This is a genomic window from Verrucomicrobiota bacterium (assembly GCA_016200005.1).
Classification (GTDB): domain Bacteria; phylum Verrucomicrobiota; class Verrucomicrobiia; order Limisphaerales; family PALSA-1396; genus PALSA-1396.
In genome coordinates, this window is record JACQFP010000063.1 from 111,006 (window position 1) to 130,080 (window position 19,075).

The following is a 19,075-nucleotide window of genomic DNA, read 5'->3' on the forward strand; positions in this document are numbered from 1 at the left end:
GGCGAAAGTAGGAGATTGGAGGGGCGGTGTCCAGTTGGGATGTAAGGTCAACCGTGCTCCTCGGGAGAAATCCCTTGCACAAACGGCGGAATGGGACAATCCAACGTGTCGGCGATGGCTCGCAACAATTCAGCCTCCTCGGGCTGGATGACGCCATCGGCGGCGACGGTGTAAGCGCAGGCGTTGAGCACGAGCCTTTTGACGTTCGGCGCTGCTTCGACCAGACGCTTCAACGCCGCATCGATCTGCGGGAGATTGCAATCTTGGGATTCGATGAGTGAAAGGATGTTTTCAGGAAGTTCTAGTTGCTGCGCGCCGAGGCGAAATGCGTTCTTGATCTGCGCCTCGTCGCCGTGGCCAAGATAAGCCAACGCCGAGAGCAGAAGGGCGCAATCCGGCACCAGCGGCTTGAGGACGTAATACTGAACGATGGGTTTTTTGACCGGCCCGAAATGCGGCGCGAGATGGCGCAGAACAATTTTCTGCAGCATGTATTCAAACAGATCAATCTGCCGATCGCTCTCGATGATGAACTGCATGTTCTTCCTGAATTGTTCGTATTGCGCCGGTGAGAGTCGTTGCAGCGTCGGCAACGTCATATTCAGCAGCGGCAGTCTGGCCTGAGAAATCAGTTTGGATACTCCCGAAAACAGCGGCGCGATTTCCTGGTACACGCCGGGATCGCTTTGCAATTGGAGTTGGCGAAGCTGGATGGCTCTGGTCGTTTCATCGGGGCTGAGCAGCACGGAGTAAATCAATGCGGCGGCACTGGCTGGCTCGTGCGCGGCGCTTGAAAGAATTTCTGAAAGCGTCGATCTGAAATTGGCGGCGTATTCGAGGTGCATTGCACTGGGTGTGCCAAGGGAGGGCATGACACTGTCCGTCCGAACCGCCGCCGCGCTTAAGCCAGCGACGACCGGCGGCGCTCCGAGAAGATCGCCAATGCTCGGCGGGCGAACAGTTCTGGCCGGCGCTCGGGCTGCGGAACTCGCCGCTCGTTCTTCGGTTTCGATGGCGTCAACGCGGATGGATTTGAAGTTCCCGTCCCAGGTCGGATCGATGGCGCGAATGCGTTCCTCCAACGGCGGGTGAGTTTCCATGAGGCCGAAGAGTGTTTCGCCCATGCCGTTCGCAAAGAACATGTGGCTGGCCAGGTCGGCGTGGGCCGATTCAATTCGGGAGCCGTAACCGAGGCCGCCAATTTTTTGCAGCGCGCCGGACAGACCGGCAGGATTGCGCGTGAATTGGACGGAGGAGGCATCCGCGAGAAACTCGCGCTGGCGGCTGACCGCGCTTTGAATGAGCCGCCCGAAGAAGACACCAATCCAGCCGATCAGTAGAAGCGCGAGGCCGAGGAGAGGCAGAAGATTGCGGTCGCGGCTGCTGCGGCTGCGCAATTGCAACAGAACCCGGCCAACAATGGCCAGGCCCATGATGCCGAAAATGAGGCCGATGAGCCGGAGGTTGAGGCGCATGTCGCCGTTGAGGACGTGACTGAATTCGTGGCCGATGACTCCTTGCAATTCGTCGCGCGAGAGCAGCTTCATGCATCCTTGCGTGACGGCGATGACCGTATCGCTGGTCGAGTGTCCGGCGGCGAAGGCGTTGATGCTTTGTTCCGGCAGTAAGTAAACCTGTGGCACGGGCACACCGGAGGCGATGGCCATTTCTTCGACGACGTTGAGCAGTTTGCGCTCGTTGGGATCGGCATTGTCCGGGTTGATAAGCTGTCCGCCAAGCATCTCGGCCACGGCGCTGCCGCCTTGCGAAAGCTCCATGATTTTTGCCGCGCTGCCGATCGTGATGACAGCGAGCGTGCCGAGCGCGACCCATAGAAAAACCTGCGGATTCCAAAGCGAGGCAACCGCAGCCACATCCTGGGATGGGTGGTTCAATCTGCCTCCGAACAGCGCAAAGGCAATGACGAGATAAACCGACAGGATGATCAACGCGACGGCGGCAGCGAAATACACCACCAGCAGTTTGGTGTTGCGATGTGCTTTGGCCTGGCGCTCAAAGAAGTCCATTCAAAACGTGCTGCCGGGATCTGGCCGGCTACGCGACCACTCTGCTAGTGCTCGGCGACACTCGTGTCTCACCGTGTTCCTTCCCTATTTGCTCCGCCACTGACGAGACGAACTGCTCGACTCGGACCGCTTCCGGGCCGGCGCCGATTACCTCAAAGGCATAGTTTCCGCCTTTAAGCTTGAACACGAAAACCTGCAACGGCCGCCTCCTAAAAATCACGCAAGCGATGCCGCTGAACGCGATCATGCCCACGACAGCCAACGCTGGCCAAATCAAGCCACTGTTGAAGACGAGGATGATTGCGCCGAGCAGCGCAATAGCGATGAGCACCACTCCGCCGTGGAAAAGTGGAGCTAAAATCCGTGCGCTATCGAATTGTGCGCTCAACGATGCCAAATCGTATCGGGCATCAAAGGTCGATCCAAACCTGCGACCACGCACCGCCAAATGATCCGGCAGCAAGATGAACCGCCTTCGGACGCCGCCGAAACTCTGTTCATATGTGGCAAGCGTGTCCATAAAGACCAGGCGTTCGTTTTGTCCATAGCTCGTTAGAACTGCACCTTCGGTGCGTCCTTCTGCTCCGGCTTGTCGATGACAAACAACTCGGCGGCGGTGAAGTTGAACGTGTTCGCGATGAGGCTCGCCGGGAACACTTCACGCTGCGTGTTGTAAACCATCACCGAATCGTTGTACGCCTGGCGCGCGAAGGAAATTTTATTTTCCGTCGAGGTCAACTCTTCCGTGAGCTGCATCATGTTTTGGTTGGCCTTGAGATCGGGATATTGCTCGGAGACAACCATCAATCGACTGAGCGCGCCGGTCAGGCCGCTCTCGGCGGAAATGAGGCCCTTCACGGCGCTTGCGTCGCCGGGATTGGCGGCGGCGGTCTGCGACGCGGCGTAGGCGATATTGCGCGCCTTGGTGACGGCTTCCAGCGTTTCGCGTTCGTGCTTGATGTAACCTTTGGCAGTCTCGACCAGGTTCGGAATCAGGTCGTAGCGCCGCTTGAGTTGCACGTCAATCTGCGCGTAGGCGTTCTTGAATCGGTTGCGCAGCGCGACCAGCCGGTTGTAAGCGCTGACCACGTAAATCAGGATAAAAAACAGCGGGATGATGATGATCAGCCCGAGGATGAAAATCGATTTTAGCATGGCGGTCCTTTCATTTAGTTGGGCAATAAGTAGGGCAGCGCGCAGGTCGAAGCAATTATATTCTGGCGGGTTGTTTGTAAGATAACCACTCCCTGGCGCTGTAATCTGATGCAGCCAAGGTTGCTTCGACCAGCGCTCAAACCTGCTTCACTCAAAGCGAACGCGCCTGCACTGGGAAGATGCAGGCGCGTAAGCGATGACTGGAATGTCCTGCGTTGTGACGCAGGGCATGAGCCTACGGAAGTTTGAGAATGGCGAAGTATTGGTTTCCGTCGCCGACAGTGACAGTAGCACTATAGTTGACACTGAAGTTGGTAACGCCCGGCACCGTTGTCCACGACGGGCTGCTCAGGCTGGGAGTGATCTTCAACGCGTAGCCTGTCATCCAGATCGGCTGTGTCCAGGAGATCGTTAGCTGGTTTCCAGCTACGCTAGTCCCCAGCTTGGGTTCGAGCACTGGGGCCACGTTGGCACCCAAGCCCTGCCCCGGAGAGCCGCTGGCCAGTTGAAAGGCATTTGGCGCGTTGGGATCGTTATTCACGAATACCGGAGTTGCGCGAAACACTGTGCCCGTGCCGACGAAATTGGTGTCGTACCCTGCATACAAACGGCAACCGATCACGTTGGTAAGCGCCTGATCCCAAGGCTGTGTATCTTCAGTATCGATACTTCCTACCATACAATTGTCGATGATGATCTGAGAGTTATTGTTCATAAACCGATTGAACACCGCCGACCATGGGAACGAGCCGAAATTGGCCAAGCCATTCGTCCAGGCAGGATACAATCCGCCCACCAGTTCCGGACTGCCATTGGTCAACGTGATGCCGAAGGAATCAACCGACGGAGGAACGTTGTCGCCGATTTGGTGGAAGATGCTGTTGCTGACGGAAAGCGTTGCCCCCGCCCCGCCTCGACCGGCACCGACGCCGCTGACGCAATCTACAAACGTGCAATGATCAACGGTAAGGAGATTGCCGTTATGGTTGTTGACGCCGCCATAATATGCTCGCTGAGCGTTGGCGCTGCCACAATTCACAAAGACGCAATTGCTGACGCTGCCGGAAGGAACGTGCCCGTCCTGGGTCTGGATGGCTACGGCCGAATTCTCATCATCACCGTTACGTGCCTGATTGGCGCGCGTAAACACAGAGGATTCCACGTAAACATTGGCCCCGCGGCCGCGAAATTGGAATTTTGCTTGCGCGTCGAAGCGGCACTTTTTGATGATTACATTGAGCGAACCCGGTCCACTTTCGCGGTTGGATGGAAAAATACCATAGTCTCGACAATGGTGGAAATAGCAGCCTTCGAAGGTGACGAAGACGTCCCGTCCGTCGCTGTAAAACTCCATGCGCACATATCCCCCGAGTTGGCCGGTTCCTTTACCGGTTGCTTTCTCGTCCAGATATCCTGCAGTACCGTCCGGAACACTGTTGGTATCAACACCTGTTCCTATCGGTTCCAAGGGATTAGCATCCGGAGCCACCCCAATGAACTCGCAGTTGCGCACAAGACTGCCGTTGGAATCCCGTCCGCCCGGCACGGCACGCGGAACGGAACTCGGGTCTCCCTGTTGCGCAACAAACAGCAGGGGGCTCGCAAAACTCAATGTAGCCAAGGTATTGGTAGGAATTCGAAACAGGCAATTCTCGATTAACACGTTTGTGGCCATGAGCATCATGGCCGCGTTATTGAAATCGGGCTGCGCCTCGAGGATAAGGTTGGCGACCACGGAGTTATTTGCAAAAAGCCCGAATCCGGCAAAACGGGTTGCGGAATTCACCTCGACGTAGCTTTTCGCGTCACTCGGAGTGATCACCGGACGTTTGTCGCCGGTTTGGTTCGAGGTCAGCGTCACGGCCGAACCGCCGGTATCTGGGTTTCCGATTTCCAGGTTTTCCACGTAGTGGGCGCTGTCGATGATCGTGATGGTGGAGGCGCCACTGTCGATCGCTGCCTGAATGTTGGTATAATCGCCCCCCCCTGATTGCTTCACCGTGACCGACACTGCCCAACTGGAAACGATGGGAATCAACAACGCCGCTACTGCGAATGATGTCTTTTTCATACGGTTGTCCTTCCTTGCATTGAGTGTTTCTGACACTGATTTAATTAGTGATGCGGTTAACAGGTTTGTTAGATCGAGGCGATCTACCTGCAGGCCAAGGGACGACAAAAGTCGTTCCCACTCTTTTCCTTTTGAAGGTCAATGAAGCCAAGAAGGGCTACCTTCCGAAAGGGTTGTAGTGAAATCAGTAGATTGTCTCTGGTTCGGGCGATTCTTCAGACGGGCATGACAGAATGTCAAGAACGTTTATGGCAGACTTTCGCCCGTTTTCCCGTCGGGGTTGTTGAGGCTTCGTCACTTCACGAACCCATGCTGTTTGAGCCAGAAACTGCAATCCTTTGTCCACGGATGCCACTGGGTCGGGTCGTATTGCTTGCTGCCGAGTGCCAGTCCATGCGCGCCTTTCTGGTAGATGTGCAGATCAAACGGAACGCCGGCCTTTCGAAGCGCGGCGGCGAAATCGAGGCTGTTCTCAACTTTGACCGTCCGGTCCTCGTAGGTGTGCCAGATGAAGCAGGGCGGGGTTTGAGGCGTGACCTGCAGTTCATTGGAAAGGAGCTGGACGAGTTCCGACGATGGGTCGCTGCCGAGCAGATTGTTCTTCGAACCTTGATGGGTGTTTGCTCCCATCGTGATCACGGCGTAACAGAGAACGCCGAGATCAGGACGGGAACTTTGTCGCTCGACGGGATCGGCGGCGTCTGGTTGCCCGGCGTCAAAATGCGTCAACAACGTGGACGCCAGATGGCCGCCCGCCGACGAACCCATGATACCGACGCGCTTTGGATCGAGTTTCCATTCGCCGGCTTTGGCGCGCACCAGACGCACCGAGCGCGCCGCGTCCTGCAACATTGCCGGGTGATGATAACCCCCCGATCCCAGCCGATACTTCAACACAAAACCGGCGATGCCCTGTTCGTTCAGCCAAAGCGCGTAGTCCTTTCCTTCGTACGGCGCGAGGGCGGCGTAGCCGCCGCCCGGGCAAATGATCATCGCCGCGCCGGTCGCCTTGGCGGCGTCGGGCAAGAAAGGAATAATCGTGGGAATGTCCTTGTCTTCTTTGCCGAGCGCGCCGGGTGCGCCCTCCGGCCAGAGCGGAACGGGTTCGCCAGTTTCAGCGCGAGCATTGAACCCCATTGAAAGCAAGGCAAGCAGCAGGAAGAAAGTTTTCATGATGCCGACACGATAATGAGCACCCTGAAAAATTCAACCAGGAGATTCGGCAAGAAGTCCGCGCACCCGTTTCGCCAGACTCAAGTCAGGATGGCGTTGACAACTTCTCCGGAAACATCGGTCAGACGAAAATCGCGTCCCTGAGACCGATATGTGAGGCGCTTGTGATCGATGCCACACAAGTAGAGCATCGTCGCATGCAGATCGTGAACATGCACCGGATCAACCGCGGCGCGATAGCCCAGTTCGTCCGTTTCGCCGTAGGTGACGCCGCCTTTGATGCCGCCGCCGGCCAGCCAGATGGAAAAGGCGAGCATGTGATGATCGCGACCCGTGCCCTGTCCCATCGGCGTGCGGCCGAATTCGCCGCCCCAAAGGATGAGCGTGTCGTCGAGCAACCCCCGTTGCTTGAGATCCTGGACCAATGCCGCAGAGGGCCGGTCGGTGTCCCGGGCGGCGCTCTTCATTCCTGACTCGATGTCGCCGTGATGATCCCAGGCGCGATGGTAAAGTTGGATGAAGCGGACACCGCGTTCGGCGAGCCGCCGCGCGAGCAGACAGTTGGACGCGAAGCTGCCGTCGCCCGGTTTCTCGACGCCGTAAAGTTCAAGGATGTGCTTCGGCTCGCGGCTGAAATCTGTCAAGTCCGGGATGCTGGTCTGCATCTTGAACGCCAGTTCGTACTGGGCGATGCGCGTGTGGATTTCCGGGTCGATGCGTTCCTCGGCCAGCATACCGTTGAGCCGGTTGATTTCCTCGACGACCTGCCGCTGCGTACTCTGACAAACGCCTTCGGGATTGCCGACGTAATGAACCGCGTCGCCCTTCGACTGAAAGAGAATTCCCTGAAACTTGCTCGGCAAGAATCCGGCGGACCACTGTCGCGCTGAAACCGGTTGCTGGCCGGTCTTGCCTGCGGACGTGAGCACAATGAAGCCGGGCAGATTGTCCGCCTCCGCGCCGAGACTATACAACAGCCACGACCCCATGCTGGGCCGGCCCTTGATGATCGAGCCGGAGTTCATGAAGGCGTGCGCCGGATCGTGATTGATCTGCTCCGTCTGCATCGAGCGGACGATGCTGATGTCGTCGGCAATCTCGCCAATGTTCGGGAACAACTCGGAAATTTCCTGCCCGGACTTTCCCCATTTCTTGAATTCACAGAACGGCCCGCGCGCCTTCAGTACGGCGTGCTGGAGTTGAGCGAGTTGCTGACCTTTCGTGAACGATTCTGGAAACGGCTGGCCATCCAGTTCCTTCAGCTTTGGTTTGAAGTCGAACGTTTCCAGATGTGACGGCCCGCCCGCCATGCAGAGGTGGATGACACGTTTCGCTTTGATCGGAAAATGCGGCGGGTTCACGATGCCGCGCCAGCGTCCTGCGGGTGCGGCCTGCGCCGCCTGCGCGCTGCCGACGAGTTGCGGATCGAGCAGGCTAGCGAGCGCGATGCCGCCCAAGCCGTAGGCCGCGCGACCCAGAAAAGTCCGGCGGCTGATGTTCAACTGATATTCGGGAGAATTAAATGAGGGGATCATACGCTTTCAATAACAGGTGATGGTTTCATGGAGATTCAACACGACGCGGCAGACTTGGGTCCACGCCGCGAGTTCGGTGGCGTCCATCTGCGCAGTCGTTTTCGCCAGGCCCACATGAATTAATTTGTCAGCGTCCTGTGAGTTGGAGCGGTAATAATCTCGCTGCACAGCGAGAAAGTTTTTCAACGACGCTTTCTCCTTCGCTTTGATCGGGCGACCGAGAGCGCGTTTGTAAATCAGATCAAGTCGTTCGTCGTCGGGCGAGTTCCCGACAGCGAGAATTCTTTGCGCGAACACATGCGAGGCTTCGGTGAACGTCGGATCATTGAGCAACGTCAGCGCTTGTTGCGGAGTGTTGGAGACGATACGGAACGCGGTGCATTCCTCGCGCGCCGGTGCGTCGAAGTTCGCCAGCATCGGTTGCAGAAAAGTGCGCTGCCAGTGGGTGTAAAGCCCGCGCCGATATTGGCGCTCGTCTTTGTCCGGATAATAATCGCGGTCGGGGAATTGCAAATTGGCGTAGTAACCGGCGGGCTGGTAAGGATGCGCGCTCGGTCCGCCGATGTCTTCGTTGAGCAGGCCGGCGATGAACAGGGCGTTGTCGCGCACAAACTCGGCTTCAAGCCGGCGCGGGTTTTGACTGGCGAGCAGCCGGTTGCCGGGATCGATTTCCTTCAACTCCGGCCGCTCATTGGAGTCCTGACTGTAGGTCGCCGACATCACCATCAGTTTGACCATGTGCTTCACGTCCCACGCTTGAACTGGTTGAGAGTTTAGGGATGAGGTTTGTGGGACGGACGGCTGCATGAATTCGACTGCCAACCAGTCGAGCAACTCCGGATGACTCGGCGTGTCGCCTTGCATGCCAAGGTCATCAACCGTGGTGCAGAGACCGGCGCCGAAGAATTGTTTCCACAGCCGGTTCATGATCGTGCGGGCAGTGAGCGGATTGCCGGGCGACACCAACCACTTGGCCAGATCGAGTCGGTTGAGCCGGCGGCCTTCCGGATTGGCGGGCTGCGGCAGAAAATGCGGCGGCAGCGGCTGGACGATTTCGCCGCTCTCATTTTGCCAGTTGCCGCGCGGCAACACACGCGTCGTGCGCGGCTCCCAAGCCACCGTGACTTGAGTAAACGCGCGACCATGGCGACACTCCAGGACGTTGCGCTCGATGGTCTTGTATTGGGCAAACTCATCTGCGTCCCAACAACCGGTGCTCAGTAGATAGGTTTCGTTCAGTAAGGCGCTGATGGCTTTCGAGTTGTCGTACGAAGACAATGCCTTTGCGAGCGGTTCGCCGCTGCCGGCTTTCAACGGGTCTTCGGCGGCAAATGGCGTCACTGAAATCCGGGCCGAGGAAATCGCAACGTTGCCGAGATTCACAACCAGCGAGTCACCGTTTTTGACTCTCACCGGTTTGTCCAACAGCCACACGGCGGTTTGTAATTCGGGATCGGTCGAGAGTTGCCAGAGGTCTTTGACCCCGATGATGGAAGCGCCGTTGAAATAGCGTTCTTCTTTGCGGTCCGCCTCCGCGTGGAAGAAGACAAGCTTCGTTTCATTGGTGCCGTCTCCAGACTTGAGCGTGGCAGTCAAGGCCAGTGAACCGCCTTTGGCTTTCTTTTTTTGGGTCGCGGCATCAGCCGCGGCTTCCTGAGAGAGCAGTTGCACGCGAACGGCCGCAATCCAGGAATTCGAGAGCGGCAAGGTGACACGGAGGTTTTCCTTCGCTTGATCGCTGAAGGAAATCGTCATGTCCGCCTGCACTGTGAAGTTGGTTCCGGGAACGGCGTTGGTGTCCTTCATCTTCAAAGTGACCTGCGGCGGCGGACTCGCCCAGCCATCCGGCCACTGCTTCAAAAAGTTTTCGCTGGCGAGACGCCACTCGTCGAAGGCCGCTTGCTGTTGGGTGGATGATTTCATCCTGGCGGCGCTCGCCGACACCAGCTCCGTGATCTGCTTTTCCAGTTTCGCCAGCCGCCGTTGCAAATACGGGTTCTCCGCTTCGATCAAGGGTGGGAAGGGATGATCATTACCGAAGCCTTTCAAATCGGGCGTCGGCGCGTAGGGCGCATCGGCGTAGTAGCCCCATTGTTTGACGTCCGCGAAGAACGCTTCCATCTGATAAAAATCTTTTGTGCTGAACGGATCGAATTTGTGGTCGTGACACTCGCAACACGCCATCGTCGAGCCGAGCCACGTCGTCGAGACCGTGCGGACACGGTCAGCCTGATACTTGGCGAGGTATTCCTTTGGCTGCGCGCCGCCTTCGCGCGTCATCATATTGAGGCGGTTGAAACACGTGGCGACCTCTTGCTCCGTTGTCGCGTTCGGCAGGAGATCGCCGGCGAGTTGTTCGATCGTGAACTGGTCGAACGGCTTGTTGTGGTTGAACGCGTCGATGACGTAATCGCGATAGGGAAAAACATTCTGGTTCTGGTCGCCGTGATAACCGACGGTGTCCGCGAAGCGCACCACATCCAGCCACGGCACCGCCATCCGTTCGCCAAAATGCGGCGATGCCAACAGCCGATCCACCTGCCGCTCATACGCATTGTGGCTCCTGTCATTCATGAATGCTTCCACCTCCTGCGGCGTGTGGGGCAACCCAATCAAGTCGAGACTCAGCCGCCGCAGCAACATGCGCCTGTCCGCTTCCGGTGAAGGTTTGATCTTTCGCACTTCGAGTTTGCTCAGAATGAAATGGTCGATCGGGCTGCGCACCCAGGATTTGTTCTTTACCTTTGGCAACTCCGGTCGCGTGGGCGGGATATATGACCAATGTGGCTGATACTCGGCACCCTGATCAATCCAGCGACGAATCAATTCGATCTGCCGTTTGGTCAGTTTCTTGTTGCTGCTGGGCGGCGGCATCAGGTCGTCGCGATCAGTGGTGACGAGGCGGCGGTAGGCTTCACTCTTGGCGCTCTTGCCGGGAACGATCGGGAGTTTGCCATCATGCTCGGCGAGCGCATCCTCGCGCACGTCAAGCCGCAACTTGGCCTTGCGCGCTTTGGCATCCGGCCCATGGCATTTGAAGCAGGTGTCGGAAAAGATCGGGCGGACGTCGCGATTGAACTGGACCTTGGCCGGGATCGGCGTGTTTTCCTGCGCAGCGGCACCGGAAGCCAGCCGCGCCATGGCGGCCAGTCCGATCACAAAGGCGATGCGTGGCAATATCCTAAACTTCGGTTTGGGCATAGGCATACTATCCGTGAATGATTGGACTTTTATCAAGCCCATACCGCTCAATATTCGCATCTCCGCCACGAGCCTTGACCGATCCGGCCTGTTCAAAGCTGACAATCTGTTCTGTTAATCTATCGTCTCCGGACGGTGCCACGGTCTGGCTGGCTGGGGATGACTGCGACTGTAATCAACAACCAGCAAGGCGGGATCAGCGCCTCCCAGTGCTTCGGTGAAGCGATTGCGTCGTTACATCCAAAGTCATGGGCGGGCAGTCTTATTTCTTTACGCCGGAAGGCACGCTGTTTTCTTGGATATGAAAATCTATTTCCCGGCGCGCGGGTCCGGACGGAATCATCCGTTGACGGATGGCCTCGAACCGAGGCCGGAATGAAGGATGGAAGGTCAAGCCCGAAAGCCTGACCAAACCCAACCTGTCGTGATTTCCTGCAACGGACATTTGACGAACACTACCCCGCCGCTCGCACCGCAGAATTTTTGGCGTGACAGGCATGGCGGGCCGTGGTATTCGACCACTATTAATCCATTTCTGACGTGCTGTGGGGGTGGGAATTGCGTCTGAATTCTATGCGGAACAATTACAGCGCTACGAGACTTTATGAGAACAGGTCTTTTGTTCACACAGATCGGATGGAGTCCATTTGCGCTGAGTTTAATGGTTGCGGCGTCGGCGCAAGCAGCGCCCGGCGACCTGGATACGACATTTGCCGGGACGGGCACGACGCGCCTTGGCTTCGGCGGTGGCTATGATCAAGCGAACGCCGTCGCAGTGCAGGCCGATGGCAAGCTGGTCATGGCGGGTTTTTCCGAGGCGGGTCAATATCCTTACGGGACTCCTGAGTTTTCGTTGGTGCGACTTGACACGAACAATGTCCTGGACGCTTCCTTCGGTGATGGCGGAAAGGTGCTGACGCCGGTGAGTTCAGTGGGGCTTCCGTCCACGGATGCCCGCGCGAATGCGGTGAAGATTCAGGCGGATGGCAAAATTGTCGCCGCGGGTTATGCGTACACCGGCACCAACTATTCTACATTCACAGTGGTGCGCTACAACACGGACGGTTCGCTCGACACGACCTTCGGCACCAACGGGACCGGAATCGTTTACACAGATTTCGGCCAGGCATCCAAAATCAGCGCGATGGTAATCCAGTCCGATGGCAGAATTCTTGTCGTTGGCCATCTTGTCGTTCCGTTTAACGGCGGCGGCGACCATTTCGCACTGGCGCGCTACCAAACCAACGGCGTGCTCGACACTTCGTTTGGAAACGGCGGCATACAAACGACGGTTGATGGCACCGAGTATTGTACTGGACGCGGGTTGATGATTCAATCGGATGGTAACATCGTCGCGGTCGGGACCGGAATCGGTAGTGGTCATGGCGGGGTTGATTTTGCCGTGTTTCGTTACACGACCAATGGTGTCCTCGACACTACATTTGGCGGCGGCACCGGCAAAGTGTTCACGCAAATATCCACCAATAACAATAATTACTCTGATTCTGCCAATGCCGTGGCCACCCAATTTGGCAACGGCACGATCCAAAACCCGGACAGGATCGTCGTGGCTGGCTCTTATCAAACCGACTATCCGGCGTATCATTCGGTCTTTGCGCTGGTTCGCTACAATCTGGACGGTTCGTTGGACACCTCCTTTGGCACTGGCGGCATCGTGACCAATTCAATTACCAGCGGCACCGCAACTTTTAATGGGGATACGGCAGTATCCTTGGTGGTGCAAGGATTCTCCATCCAGCCGCGCAAAATCACTGTTGGCGGTTACAGCTATGCCAATGGAACGAAATACTTCACCTTGGCTCGTTACAACTCCGCTGGCGGCTTTGACACAACATTTGGAACCAACGGTACAGGAACCATCACGATCCCCTTCAGCCCCGGCGTCGATGCTGCAGCAAACGCCCTGGCGTTTCAGTCGGGCAAATTCGTGCTGGCCGGTTATTCAGGAGTTTACTCGCACAACTACGATTTCGAGGCGATGCGTTTAATTCAGACGGATCGCCTGACACCAACTTTGGCAACGGCGGATTGCTGTCGGTCGATATCGCAGATCTCGATTCAACCGCCCATGGAGTGGCGATCCAATCGGACGGGAGGATGGTTGTTACCGGGAGCGCCAATAACTCATCGAACAATATTCTTGCGGTGGCCCGGTTCAACGTTGACGGCACTCTGGATACTTCCTTCGGCGCGAACGGAAAAGTGACTACTGCCGTGGGCACGGGGCTGTCCGAGGGAAAAGCAATCCTCATTCAGCCGGATGGCAAGGTTGTCGTGGCCGGTTCGAGTTACAACGGCGCGAACGACGACTTTGCCGTCCTGCGTTACAACACCAACGGCGCCCCCGACACGTCGTTTGGCACGGACGGGATTGTGACTACTCCGATTGGCACTGGCAATGATGTTGCCAACGCGATCGCCCTGCAATCGGACGGCAAGCTGGTTGTAGCGGGTAACAGTTACAATGGCGCGAACAATGATTTTGCCGTCGTGCGTTACAACGCCAACGGCACCCTCGACACGTCGTTCGATGGTGATGGCAAGGTGACCACCGCCATCGACATGGGCGAAGACCAGGCTTTAGCGGTGAAAATTCAAGCGGACGACAAGATTGTCGTGGCGGGTTATGGCACCATCGGAACGGCAATTGAGATGGCCGTCGTGAGATACCGAACCAACGGTGCCCTTGACACCACGTTCGGTTCCTTCGGAAGAGTGGCTACTGCTATTGGGAGCGGCGGGGTGGACGCGGGGTTTGGGTTGGTAATCCAAACAAATAGCAGGATTGTCGTCGCAGGTCTCACGGTCAACGGTGGGAATGTCGATGTGGCCATCGTGCGCTACAACACCAACGGCACCCTTGACACTTCCTTCGATGGAGATGGGAAAGTGACCACGCCGATTGGTCTTGGTACGGACGAGTCTTTGGCAATGGCGCTTCAAACGGACGGTAAAATCTTCGTGGTCGGCGCGAGTACGATTGGCGCTCATTTGGAGTTTGCCGCCGTGCGCTATAACACCGATGGTTCGCTTGACGATTCGTATGGTATCGGCGGCAAGGCCATCGTTGATTTTGGCGACAATGCTGACAATACCGGCTATGCGCTCGCGCTGGACCCGATTGGCCGCGCCGTGATCGCAGGCGACGCCGGCAGTCTGTTCGGCGTGGCGAGGCTTCAGGCCGACCCATTCTTGAAGATTCTTTCCATCACCCATCTCGGAAATGGCGACAATTTTCTGACCGGCGTCGGAGTTCCCGGCGGCAGTCATACGATGAATGGCTCGACCACCCTAAACGCCGGCAGTTTCTCCGCCCTGGGCCCTGTCGCAGTCGATGCGTCAGGAATGTGGGAGTACGAGGATGCTGCGCTGGCCGGCGTGAGCAATCGCTTTTATCGCCTTTCTTTGCCTTAAACGCAGCGCGTGGCTGGCGCTGGACATAGGCAACCTCACCGACACGTTTCGCCCCGGCCGATGGTGCATTCGGACAAGTTCATGTTGCATATGCAACATGAACTTGTCCTTGATCATTGGCGGTTGTGGCCACGCAGTTGTCGCCCGGCTTCCCGAAGCCATCCCACCCGCCGCCGCCACACCGCTTCTCCCACGGGACGCGCTTGCCCGTCGGATCGAATGTTGCCTCGACGCGGTTTCCGTCCTTTTGGCCTTCGCTCGCGGATTGGGTCTCGCCGTAATCCACACCGTCCATGGCTGTCAGACCGGCGGTGCTGCCGACGCGTTGCTCCGCTGCGGTGCGGAGGGCATTCTCCTTGAAATCATCCGGGTTGCTTTGCGAAGCTGATCGCGAACCGACTCCGACCATGCTCAAAACGAATCCCGCCCATCTTCTCGCGATCCTCACGGGCAGCGCCGTCTTTGCGGCCAGTGAACCCTCCCAAAGTCCGCTCACTCCGGAAAATGAGCGTGGAACTTTTCGCTTCGCTGACGCCAATCTCATCATTGAACTCGTCGCCGCCGAACCGGAGGTCGTGAGTCCGGTGGCCATCGCTTGGGACGCCAATGGCAGGATGTTCGTGGCGGAGATGATGGATTATCCCAATGCGTCGTCGGGAGGACGTATCAGACTCCTGGAGGACCGCGACGGCGATGGACGTTACGAACGGGCGACTGTATTTGCCGAGAAGTTGCCGTACCCGAACGGTGTGTTGCCGTGGAATGGCGGGGTGTTAGTCACTGCTGCGCCGGACATTTTGTTTTTCAAAGATACGGATGGCGACGGCCGCGCGGATGAACGCCGCATTTTGCTCACGGGCTTCGGTCAGGGCAACCAGCAGTTGCGTGTGAACGGTCTGTTCTGGGGATTGGACAACTGGGTCTATGGCGCCAACGGCCGCAGTGACGGAGAAATTCGCCGCTCGGATGCGCCGTCGGGCAAAACCGTTTCGCTTCGCGGTCACGATTTTCGCTTTCGTCCGGACACGGGTGAGTTTGAGGCCATTGCCGGGCGCAGCCAGTTTGGATCGGCACGCGACGATTGGGGAAACCGCTTTCTTTCGTGGAACACGATTCCTGCCCGCCACGAAGTTTTGCCGGAACACTACTTGAACCGGAATCCGAACCTCGCCACGACCGAGTCCGTGCTCGACATCATTTCGCCAGGCGACGATGGCCGCGTGTTTCCGTTGACGCCTCCACCGCTGGTGTTCAACAACGAATCGTCGAGTCATTTCAACGCGCTCGCCGGGCTGACGATTTATCGCGGCGCTGCGCTGGGCGAAAAATATCGCGGCAATGCTTTTGTCGGCGAATCTCTGCGCAATTTGGTCCATCGGCGGGTTCTAGTGCCGAACGGTGTGACGTTTGTCGCGAAGCGCGGTGAGGAAGGTAAAGAATTCCTGGCTTCGACCGATCCGTGGTTTCATCCGGTGAATTTCGCCACTGGTCCGGACGGCGCGCTGTACGTCGTCGATTTCTATCGCCGGTTTGTCGAGCATCCCGGATTTGTGCCGGGCAATCTGCGCGAGCAAATCCAATGGCGGACCGGCGCCGAGCACGGGCGCATCTGGCGAATCCGGATCAAATACCCAAAAACCCAACCTCCAACCACCCAACTCAAACTGAGCCGCGCCAGCAGCGTTGAGTTGGTGAAGTGTCTGGAGAACCAAAACGGCTGGTGGCGCGACACTGCTCAGCGACTGCTCGTCGAGCGTCAGGATCAGAAAGTAATTCCGGCTCTGAAAAAGCTGGCGCGCAAAGGGCAACTCCCGGAATCCCGGCTGCAAGCGCTTTGGACGCTGGACGGTATTCGCTCGAACGACCATTCCGCACTGGACGACGATACGTTGCACCCAGCTCTGGAGGACAAGAAAGAAGAGGTGCGTGTCAATGCGTTGAAACTCTGCGAGTCGCGCCTCGGTACGTCATTACCCTCTCCGAAAGTTTCCGCGGCGGTGGAGAGAATGGTCAAAGACCCGTCGCCAAAAGTCAGGTTTCAACTCGCTCTTACGCTCGGCGAATTGAAAGCACCGGAGCGCAGTGATCTCTTGCTGGCGCAGCTTGCTGGCGAAGGCATCAAGGACAAATGGCAGTCGCTGGCTATTCAGAGCAGTATTCGCAATCAGAACGGTTTGTTTCTCAAGACTCTGGCGCGCCAGAATCCGGGATGGTTCAACGAACCAACTCCGGAGCAAAGAAAATTCCTCGAACAGGTTGCCATTCAAATCGGGGCGCGCAACAACGACACTGAACTGGTCGTCAGCTTGCCGGTTTTGCTTGGCGGGGTGCCCGGCCCAACGCGACTTGAAGTCGCCGCCGGATTGGCGGAGGGGCTGGCGCGCGCGAATCGATCGTTACGGGACTGGATGAACCGGCCGTCGGCAATCTTGGGAGAACCTTCGCAAGCGTTCACACGCTGGATTGCGCAAGCTCAAGCCACGGCGACAAACCAGGTAGAGCTGTTGCCTTACCGGGTGGCCGCCATTCGCTTGCTGAAACAGACCAAGTCCGAATCCGCCCGTTCCGTTCTGCTGGGTTTGTTGCAAACGGAACATCCGCCTGAAGTTCAATCTGCCGCCGCCGGAGCACTGATGGATTTTGGAGACCGGGAGTTGGCCGCGAAGATTTTCGCAGGTTGGAGTCAGTACACCACCAGCATCCGGCGACAGATGTTGTCCAGCGCACTGCGTTCGCCAACGGCAACGGCGGCGTTGGTCGATGCGCTGGAAGCGCGAAAAGTCCTGCCCGATGAACTCGATGCCTCAACCCGACAGGCATTGCGGAACGTTCAGAATCCCGATCTGGCCAAACGCGTGAAGCGCATCGTGCAAACAGACACCGCTCCAAGTCGCGACGAAGTCGTCCGTAGTTTTGAGCCGTCGCTGAAAATGGCAGGTGACCGTCAACGCGGCGCAACTACTTTTGCCAAACTCTGTCTGCTTTGTCACGCGATCCAAGGAAAAGGAAACCATGTCGGCCCTGATCTTTCCGGTGTGGCGAGTCGTCCCAAGGAAGCGTTGCTGGTGGATATTCTTGATCCGAGCCGGCAGGTCACGCCCGACTTCATCAGTTACACGCTGACCACGACACAGGGCGAAACCGTGATGGGTTTGATCGCAGCCGAAAGCGCAAACGGCGTGACGGTGCGACGGGCCGGACAGCCGGACGAAACGATTTCGCGGACTCAGATTGCCGGCTTGCGCGCGGAGGGCAAGTCGCTGATGCCGGACGGACTGGAACAAGGTCTCACGCAACAAGACCTCGCCGACTTGCTGGACTTTCTTCAAAAGCCCGATAACAAACTTCTGCCTGAGGAAAAATGAAATCAGGCTATGCACTTGATTCCCCTCCATGCAGACAGGGCCAACCTAAAGGTTGAACTCCAACGGAGCCGGACTTGCCCCGTGGAGTCGGCGGCATTACTCCATGGGGCGAGCGCGGCGTTGGAGTTCACGCTTTAGCGTGTCGGTAGGCCGGGTGAGGGGCATTCGTTTGCCATATTCATCAACTTTGCGTCTTGGCGTCTTGGCGACTTTGCGTTGAATCCCGACTGCATCGTACGGCTACGGCGTGACGGCGCGATAGAACGTGTTCGTCGTGGAGACGGCTGAGGCGTCGGTGATGACGATGGGGCCGGTGTAAGTGAAGTTCGTGAGATCGGTCCAAGGGCCAACAGCCAGCGAAGGCGAGGTCTGAATGCGGTAAGGTTGGCCGACGGTGCCGTCACTAAAGGAGCAAATGAACCCTGTGACCGGTGAATAGAACAGGTCGCTGAATCTGCCACGAGCGGCGCCAATATTGGCCTTGGCGACGTAAGCGGACACCTTGTCGCCTGCCGTGGTGAATTCGCCTCCCGCATACAGGTTCGTGCCAGACACCGCCAATGCGTACACCGTCCGGTTCATCCCCGAGCCGAGCGCCGACCAAGAGTTCCCGTCCCACTTGGCAATGTTTTTGGTCATCGCCCCGCCCGCCGTAGTGAACCAACCCCCCGCATATAGGTCCGTGCCGGCCTGCGCAAGAGCAATTACCCCGTAGTCTATCCCCGATCCCAAAGCTGACCACTCACTCCCGTTCCATTTCGCGATTGCATGGGCTGCGCTCCCTCCTGCTGTGGTAAAATCGCCTCCGGCATATAGGTCTGCGCCAGAGACCAGCAGCGCGCGAACCTCGGTAACTTCAATCCCTCCCGCCATGCCTGAACCCAAGGCCGACCACGCATTCCCGTCCCACTTGGCAATGTAGCTGGCCGCCGTCCCGCCCGCATTGGTGAAACTGCCTCCCGCATACAGGTTCTGTCGTGGTGCGAGCAAAGTTGGAGAGGGCTGTGCGAGCAAAGCTGGAATGATGAGGGCGCCGCTGCTGTTTTACTTGAGGGGTGCGTTGCTGAGGCGCAAAGTGTCCTCGCTTCAGCGGAGGATAGGGCTCTGCGGGGA

At 57.7% G+C, this 19,075-nt stretch carries 12 protein-coding genes; 3 read left to right on the forward strand and 9 right to left on the reverse strand.

What is annotated here, in order from left to right; genetic code table 11:
* Positions 1-47 precede the first annotated feature (47 nt).
* From HY298_21420 to HY298_21450, 7 genes are all read right to left on the reverse strand, one after another.
* The gene (locus HY298_21420) at positions 48-2,027 is read right to left on the reverse strand and encodes a M48 family metalloprotease (GenBank protein MBI3852823.1); all 1,980 of its coding nucleotides are present in this window, start codon (positions 2,025-2,027) and stop codon (positions 48-50) included.
* Between the two features lie 28 nt (positions 2,028-2,055).
* Positions 2,056-2,547, reverse strand: a complete 492-nt coding sequence (locus tag HY298_21425) for a hypothetical protein (GenBank protein ID MBI3852824.1) — start codon at positions 2,545-2,547, stop codon at positions 2,056-2,058.
* A 32-nt stretch (positions 2,548-2,579) separates the two neighbouring features.
* Entirely contained in the window at positions 2,580-3,182 is a 603-nt protein-coding gene (locus HY298_21430) for a LemA family protein (protein MBI3852825.1), read from the reverse strand.
* A 235-nt stretch (positions 3,183-3,417) separates the two neighbouring features.
* Positions 3,418-5,289 (reverse strand): hypothetical protein, encoded by a 1,872-nt coding sequence (locus HY298_21435; GenBank protein ID MBI3852826.1) that lies wholly within the window; start codon positions 5,287-5,289, stop codon positions 3,418-3,420.
* 258 nt (positions 5,290-5,547) lie between these two features.
* A complete protein-coding gene (locus HY298_21440) occupies positions 5,548-6,426 on the reverse strand; it encodes an alpha/beta hydrolase (protein ID MBI3852827.1) in 879 nt (292 codons plus the stop codon).
* Between the two features lie 80 nt (positions 6,427-6,506).
* Entirely contained in the window at positions 6,507-7,961 is a 1,455-nt protein-coding gene (locus tag HY298_21445; protein ID MBI3852828.1) for a DUF1501 domain-containing protein, read from the reverse strand.
* Between the two features lie 6 nt (positions 7,962-7,967).
* On the reverse strand, positions 7,968-11,204 hold the full coding sequence (locus HY298_21450; GenBank protein MBI3852829.1) for a PSD1 domain-containing protein: 3,237 nt from the start codon (positions 11,202-11,204) through the stop codon (positions 7,968-7,970).
* Between the two features lie 562 nt (positions 11,205-11,766).
* Between HY298_21450 and HY298_21455 the strand changes: the two genes are divergently transcribed.
* A complete protein-coding gene (locus tag HY298_21455; GenBank protein ID MBI3852830.1) occupies positions 11,767-13,389 on the forward strand; it encodes a hypothetical protein in 1,623 nt (540 codons plus the stop codon).
* Positions 13,281-14,597, forward strand: coding sequence for a hypothetical protein (locus HY298_21460; GenBank protein MBI3852831.1), 1,317 nt, complete (start codon positions 13,281-13,283; stop codon positions 14,595-14,597). Before HY298_21455 ends, HY298_21460 begins: the two co-directional genes overlap by 109 nt.
* Before the next feature lie 79 nt (positions 14,598-14,676).
* Here the strand turns inward: HY298_21460 and HY298_21465 are convergent, their stop codons facing one another.
* Entirely contained in the window at positions 14,677-15,012 is a 336-nt protein-coding gene (locus HY298_21465) for a hypothetical protein (protein MBI3852832.1), read from the reverse strand.
* Here HY298_21465 and HY298_21470 point away from each other — a divergent pair.
* The gene (locus HY298_21470; GenBank protein MBI3852833.1) at positions 15,005-17,962 is read left to right on the forward strand and encodes a HEAT repeat domain-containing protein; all 2,958 of its coding nucleotides are present in this window, start codon (positions 15,005-15,007) and stop codon (positions 17,960-17,962) included. The two genes, HY298_21465 and HY298_21470, sit on opposite strands and share 8 nt — an antisense overlap.
* 240 nt (positions 17,963-18,202) lie before the next feature.
* On the opposite strand, the gene HY298_21475 is transcribed toward HY298_21470, so the two are convergent.
* Positions 18,203-18,952 carry a hypothetical protein gene (locus tag HY298_21475; protein ID MBI3852834.1) on the reverse strand — a complete coding sequence of 250 codons (750 nt, stop codon included), beginning with the start codon at positions 18,950-18,952 and terminating at the stop codon, positions 18,203-18,205.
* Positions 18,953-19,075: the final 123 nt, after the last annotated feature.

What these genes read in the sequence shown, in the direction of transcription:
- HY298_21445 (MBI3852828.1), bottom strand. Translation starts at nt 7,961, where the DNA reads ATGATCCCCTCATTTAATTCTCCCGAATATCAGTTGAACATCAGCCGC.
- HY298_21420 (MBI3852823.1), bottom strand. Translation starts at nt 2,027, where the DNA reads ATGGACTTCTTTGAGCGCCAGGCCAAAGCACATCGCAACACCAAACTG.
- HY298_21460 (MBI3852831.1), top strand. Translation starts at nt 13,281, where the DNA reads ATGGTTGTTACCGGGAGCGCCAATAACTCATCGAACAATATTCTTGCG.
- HY298_21450 (MBI3852829.1), bottom strand. Translation starts at nt 11,204, where the DNA reads ATGGGCTTGATAAAAGTCCAATCATTCACGGATAGTATGCCTATGCCC.
- HY298_21470 (MBI3852833.1), top strand. Translation starts at nt 15,005, where the DNA reads ATGCTCAAAACGAATCCCGCCCATCTTCTCGCGATCCTCACGGGCAGC.
- HY298_21425 (MBI3852824.1), bottom strand. Translation starts at nt 2,547, where the DNA reads ATGGACACGCTTGCCACATATGAACAGAGTTTCGGCGGCGTCCGAAGG.
- HY298_21440 (MBI3852827.1), bottom strand. Translation starts at nt 6,426, where the DNA reads ATGAAAACTTTCTTCCTGCTGCTTGCCTTGCTTTCAATGGGGTTCAAT.
- HY298_21455 (MBI3852830.1), top strand. Translation starts at nt 11,767, where the DNA reads ATGAGAACAGGTCTTTTGTTCACACAGATCGGATGGAGTCCATTTGCG.
- HY298_21430 (MBI3852825.1), bottom strand. Translation starts at nt 3,182, where the DNA reads ATGCTAAAATCGATTTTCATCCTCGGGCTGATCATCATCATCCCGCTG.